3 protein-coding genes and 1 pseudogene are annotated in these 5662 nt (G+C 66.8%); all 4 read left to right on the top strand.

Annotated elements, in window-relative coordinates:
- Positions 1 to 599 (top strand): annotated as a pseudogene (locus ACT6UX_RS30115) (hypothetical protein); the annotation flags it as partial.
- Between the two features lie 110 nt (positions 600 to 709).
- Positions 710 to 1531 carry an outer membrane protein assembly factor BamD gene (locus tag ACT6UX_RS30110; RefSeq protein WP_298304499.1) on the top strand — a complete coding sequence of 274 codons (822 nt, stop codon included), beginning with the start codon at positions 710 to 712 and terminating at the stop codon, positions 1529 to 1531.
- A gap of 7 nt (positions 1532 to 1538) precedes the next feature.
- A complete protein-coding gene (gene recN / locus ACT6UX_RS30105; RefSeq protein WP_444778821.1) occupies positions 1539 to 3212 on the top strand; it encodes a DNA repair protein RecN in 1674 nt (557 codons plus the stop codon).
- Between the two features lie 10 nt (positions 3213 to 3222).
- Positions 3223 to 5391 carry an NAD-dependent DNA ligase LigA gene (gene ligA / locus ACT6UX_RS30100; RefSeq protein ID WP_444778820.1) on the top strand — a complete coding sequence of 723 codons (2169 nt, stop codon included), beginning with the start codon at positions 3223 to 3225 and terminating at the stop codon, positions 5389 to 5391.
- Positions 5392 to 5662 lie beyond the last annotated feature (271 nt).

Raw genomic sequence — 5662 nt, 5'->3', positions numbered from 1 at the left:
CCGTCGCCCCGCCGGCCCCGCCGGTTGTGGCGCCTGCAGCGGTTGCCGCCGCCCCGGCTGCGCCGATCGTGGCGTCGATGCCGACGCCGGCTCCCGCCTACGAGGCGCCGGTTGAAGCTCCCGTCATGGTGGCTCCGCCGGTCGAGGTCGCTCCAGCTCCGGCACCCGTCCAGGCGCCTGTCGCCGTCGCGCCGGCTCCCGTCCAGGCGCCGGCTGCGCCACAGCGTCCGCTGGTCGACGAGAACGATTGGCGTATCAGCCGTCCCTCGACGACCAAGACCCCGGTGCGAGCCGAACATGTCGCGCGGCCGATGGCCGCCCGTCCGGCGACCGACAATCGTGCGCCGAACCTGTTCCAGCGCATTACCGGCGCTTTCTCGGCGCCCAAGCCCGCCTCGGTCGGAGCGGCACCGGCCGAGCCGGTCGCTACCCGCCCGGCAGCTCCGGAGAATGTCGTCGCAGTGGCGCCGAAAGCCCCTGTTGCGCGTCCGGCGCCAGTCCAGACCTCGATCAGCCTCGACGTCACTGAGCGTTCGAAGCCCGCCCGGGATGATGACGATCTGCAAATTCCGGCTTTCCTGCGGCGGCAAGCGAACTGACGCAGGAAATATCTGTTCTCCACGCATCTTCGGAGGGGCCCTGCGGCCCCTCTTTTTTTCGATGGCGCGTGATATAAACCGCCGGCACCGAAGTTTATTGCGGATGGGACATGTCGAAGTTGGTTGTGAGTAAGGGTCGGCGCATCGTGGCGGGACTGGCGCTGTCGCTGGCGGCGTTCGGCCTCGTCGCCTGCGGCGGGTCGGACGACGACAATTACGTCGAGCAGCCCGTCGAGCGTTTGTACAATCGTGGCCTCGATGCCCTGGGGCAGCAGGAATACAAGACCGCCGCCAAGAGCTTCGAAGAGGTCGACCGCCAACACCCGTACTCGGTCTGGGCGACCAAGGCGCAGATCATGGCGGCCTTCGCCTACTACCAGTCCAACAAGTACGACGAGGCCATCATCGCGCTGGACCGGTTCATCCAGCTTCATCCCGGCCATCGTGACCTTCCCTATGCCTATTATCTGAAGGCGCTCTGCTACTACGAGCAGATCTCCGATGTCGGACGCGATCAGCGCACCACCCAGCAGGCGCTCGATGCGCTGGCCGAGGTCGTGAAGCGCTTCCCCGAGTCGCCCTATGCCCGCGATTCGCGCCTCAAGGTCGAGCTGTGCATCGATCACCTGGCGGGCAAGGAGATGGCGGTTGGCCGCTACTACCAGCAGAACCAGCAGTATGTCGGCGCGATCAACCGCTACCGCGTGGTGATCGAACGCTATCAGACCACGACCCACGTGCCCGAGGCGCTGCATCGTCTGGTCGAGAGCTATCTCTCGCTCGGTGTGAAGAGTGAGGCGCAGGAGGCCGCGGCCGTGCTCGGCTACAATTTCCCCGGCAGCGAGTGGTATCAGGACAGCTACTTCCTGATGACCGGCGAGGGCACGAGGCCGCCCGACGAGAAGCGCGGCTGGTTCTCCAGCATCTTCTGACGCCGGCATGCTCGCCACGCTTTCGATTCGCGATTTCGTGCTGATCGAGAAGCTCGACCTCGAATTCGCACAAGCCGGCGGTCTAGGCGCGCTGACCGGCGAGACTGGCGCGGGCAAGTCGATCCTGATCGACGCACTCGGCCTGGTGCTCGGTGCACGGGCCGAATCCGGCGTGGTTCGGCGGGGTACGCCACAGGCTTCGATCGCCGCTTCCTTCGACCTGCCGCGCGAACATCCCGCTCGGTCGATCCTCGCCCAGCAGGGCTTCGACGGCGAGGATCTGCTGACCCTGCGGCGCACGATCGCTGCCGATGGACGCGGACGCGCCTTCGTCAACGATCAGCCCGCTTCGGTCGCGCTGCTGCGCCGGCTGGGCGACACGCTGGTCGAAATCCAGGGCCAGATGGATCAGCACGGTTTGCTCGACATGGGCACGCACCGCGCATCGCTCGATGCCTTTGCCGGTCTCGAGAAACAGGCAGCCGCGGTGGCTTCGACGTGGACGGCGTGGCGATCGGCGGAGCGGGCGCATGCCGACGCCCTGGGCACGGCCGAAGCCGCGCGGCGTGACGAGGACTTCCTGCGCCATGCGGTGAAGGAGCTGAAGGCCCTGGCGCCCAAGGCCGACGACGAGGAAACCCTGGCCAGCGAACGGGCGCTGATGCGGGCGGGCAGTGCGCTGGGCGAGGCCGTGACACAGGCGCTGGCCGAGCTCGAGCAGGGGCGCGGTGCCGTCGCCAGTCTGCGTACTGCGCACCGGCTGATCGAACGCAATGCCGACAAGGCGGATGGTCGGCTGGATAAGCCTCTGGCGGCGCTCGATCGCGCCTTGAGCGAAGCCACGGAAGCGCAGGCGCAGCTCGAGATCGCGCGCGACGCGCTCGAGTTCGATCCGGCCCGGCTGGAGAAGATCGAGGAGCGGCTGTTCGCGCTGCGGGCGATGGCGCGGAAGCACAATGTCGCCGTGGCGGGACTCTCGGAACTCGCCGAAAAGTTCTCGGCCCAACTGGCGGCTCTGGACGATGGTGAGGCGGGACTGAAGAAGCTCGCGTCCGAGGCGAAAGCGGCCCGCGCCGCCTACGTCGCGGCGGCCGAAGCGCAGTCCGCCGCCCGCCGCAAGGGCGCCGCGCGACTCGACAAGGCGGTGGCGGCGGAACTGGCGCCGCTCAAGCTCGAACGGGCGAAGTTCGTGACCGAGATTGCCGCCTTGCCCGAGGCGGAATGGTCGGCCGCCGGCCTGGATCGCGTTCAGTTCACGGTGTCGACCAATCCCGGTGCACCGCCGGCGCCGATTGCCAGGATCGCCTCGGGTGGCGAACTCTCGCGCTTCCTCCTGGCTCTCAAGGTCTGTCTCGCCAAGGCGGGCGACGCGCCGACCATCGTTTTCGACGAGGTCGATTCCGGCATTGGCGGCGCCACGGCGGCCGCCGTCGGCGAGCGGCTGAAGCGGCTGGCGAAGGACGTTCAGGTGCTCGTCGTCACTCATTCGCCCCAGGTCGCCGCGGTTGCCGACCGGCACTGGCTGATCCGCAAGACCACGACCCGGACGGCGGCCAGCACCGACGTCGTGGCGCTGGATGCACAGGGGCGTCGCGAAGAAATCGCTCGCATGCTGTCGGGCGCGGAAGTGACCGTCGAGGCGCGTGCCGCGGCCGACCGGCTGCTGGCGACCGCAGGTTAGGAGGACGACGATGTCCCGTGCGGCCAAGGTCGTGGCGGCGCTCGCCGTCGACAAGCTGACCGAGCGGCAGGCCCGCTCCGAGCACAAGCGGCTCGCCGAGGAAATCGTCCACCACGACAGGCTCTATCACGAGAAGGACGCGCCCGAGATATCGGACGCGGACTACGACAAGCTTCGCCAGAGGTTGAAGGCGATCGAAGCGCGGTTCCCGCAGATCGTCGACATGTTCAGCCCGACGCAGCGGGTGGCGCCGACACCGACCACGGCCTTCGCCAAGGTGAAGCATGCGCGACCGATGCTGTCGCTCGACAACTGCTTCACCGACGAGGAGCTGCAGGAGTTCCTCGACCGGGTGCGCCGTGGCCTGGAGAAGGAAACCAACATCGGCCCCGAGGACGAGATTGCCTTCAGCTGCGAGGCCAAGATCGACGGGCTCTCGATCAGCCTGCGTTATGAGGATGGCGAATTCGTGCAGGGCGCGACGCGGGGCGACGGCACGACGGGCGAGGACGTCACGGCCAACCTGCTCACCGTGGAAGACATTCCGAAGAATCTGAAGCCCCTCGGCAACGACCGGTTCCCGAAGTTGATCGACGTGCGGGGCGAGGTCTACATGGAGCGCGAGGCGTTCCAGGCAATGAACGAACGCCAGGAGGAGGCGGGCGAGAAGACCTTCGCCAATCCGCGCAATGCCGCCGCGGGTTCGCTGCGCCAGCTCGACCCCGCGATCACCGCGAAGCGCCCCCTGCGTTTCTTCGCCTATGCCTGGGGCGAGGCTGAGCCGCGCAGCTGGAAGACCCACACCGAATACCTGAAGCTGTTGGGAAAGTGGGGCTTCGAGACCAACCCCCTGACCAAGCTCTGTCGCACGCCGGACGAGGTCCGCGCCTTCTACCAGAAGATCGGCGTCGAGCGTCCGTCGTTGCCCTACGATATCGACGGCGTCGTCTACAAGGTCGACCGTATCGACTGGCAGGAGCGGCTGGGATTCGTGAGCCGGGCGCCGCGCTGGGCGACGGCCCACAAGTTCCCGGCCGAACAGGCCCGCACGCGCCTCAACGCCATCAACATCCAGGTCGGCCGTACGGGGGCGCTGACGCCGGTGGCCGAACTCGAGCCGGTGAATGTCGGCGGCGTGATTGTGGCGCGCGCGACGCTGCACAATGCCGACGAGATCGAGCGGCTCGATGTGCGCGTGGGCGACATGGTCACGATCCAGCGCGCCGGCGACGTGATCCCGCAGGTGCTTGGCTTCATCGCCGATGAGCGCCCAAAGAACGCTCAGAAGTACCACTTCCCCACGCACTGCCCCTGTCCGCTCGAGACCGAGGTGAAGGCCGAGGAGGGCGGCGTGGTGCGGCGCTGCTCCGGCGGCCTCGAATGTCCGTTCCAGCAGGTCGAGCGCCTGCGCTACTTCGTGTCGCGCAACTGCTTCGACATCGAGGGGCTGGGCGGCACCCACATCGAGAACTTCTTCAACGACGGGCTGCTCAAGGTGCCGGGCGACATCTTCCGCTTGCCCGAGCGCGAAGCCGACCTCAAGAAGCGTGAGGGCTGGGGCGATCTCTCCGTGCGCAACCTGTTGGCCGCCATCGAGGCGCGCCGCACCATCACGCTCGACCGTTTCATCAACGCGATCGGCATCCCCCTGATCGGCGAGGCGACGGCGAAGATCCTGGCTCAGGAATACGGCGACGCCGATACCTGGCTGTCGGAGATGCTGGCGGCGGCGAAAGAGCGGGAGGCGCATCCCGATCCTGCGAAGAAGGAGAAGGCCGCAGAAACCGTCGGGCCGAGCTACGGACGGCTATGCAACGTCGAGCAGATCGGCGTCACGACGGCGGATGCGATGTGCGCCTTCTTCGGCGAGGGCCACAATGTCGAGATCATCCGCGACCTGCTGAAGCAGCTCTCGGTCCAGCCGGTCGAGCGCCGCGTCATTGCCGCCGACGCCAAGCTCAAGGACAAGATCGTCGTCTTCACCGGCGAACTGTCGACCATGACTCGCGACGCCGCCAAGGCACGCGCCGAGGAACTGGGTGCCAAGGTCACGGATTCAGTCTCGAAGAAGACCAGCCTCGTCGTGGTCGGCGAGAATGCCGGCTCCAAGGCGCGCAAGGCCGCCGAACTGGGCATTGAGACGATATCCGAAGAAGAGTGGGTCGCGCTTTCGGCCTGACGGGCTCTGGTGACGACTGAGACGAAGGTGCTGGCCATGACCTTGCCGAATATGTGGCGGGCGTGGCCATTGGTGGGCACCTCATTTGGGATTGGCTGCTTTCTTGCAGAAAGAAGGCCTGTCGGAGCCGCTGCGGCATGGGATGCATGGATCGTGGCACCGACAGAGTTTGAACCGAGAGGATGATCATGGATGGACTGCACGCCAACTCGCCGCACGCGCGCGACCAGCGCTATCTGGTGCACCAGCAGACGGAGCTGAAGACCTACCG

Source organism: Reyranella sp. (assembly GCF_052439685.1).
Lineage (GTDB): Bacteria > Pseudomonadota > Alphaproteobacteria > Reyranellales > Reyranellaceae > Reyranella.
Note: the sequence above shows the minus strand (reverse complement) of the source record. Positions and strands in the feature narration are given on the sequence as shown.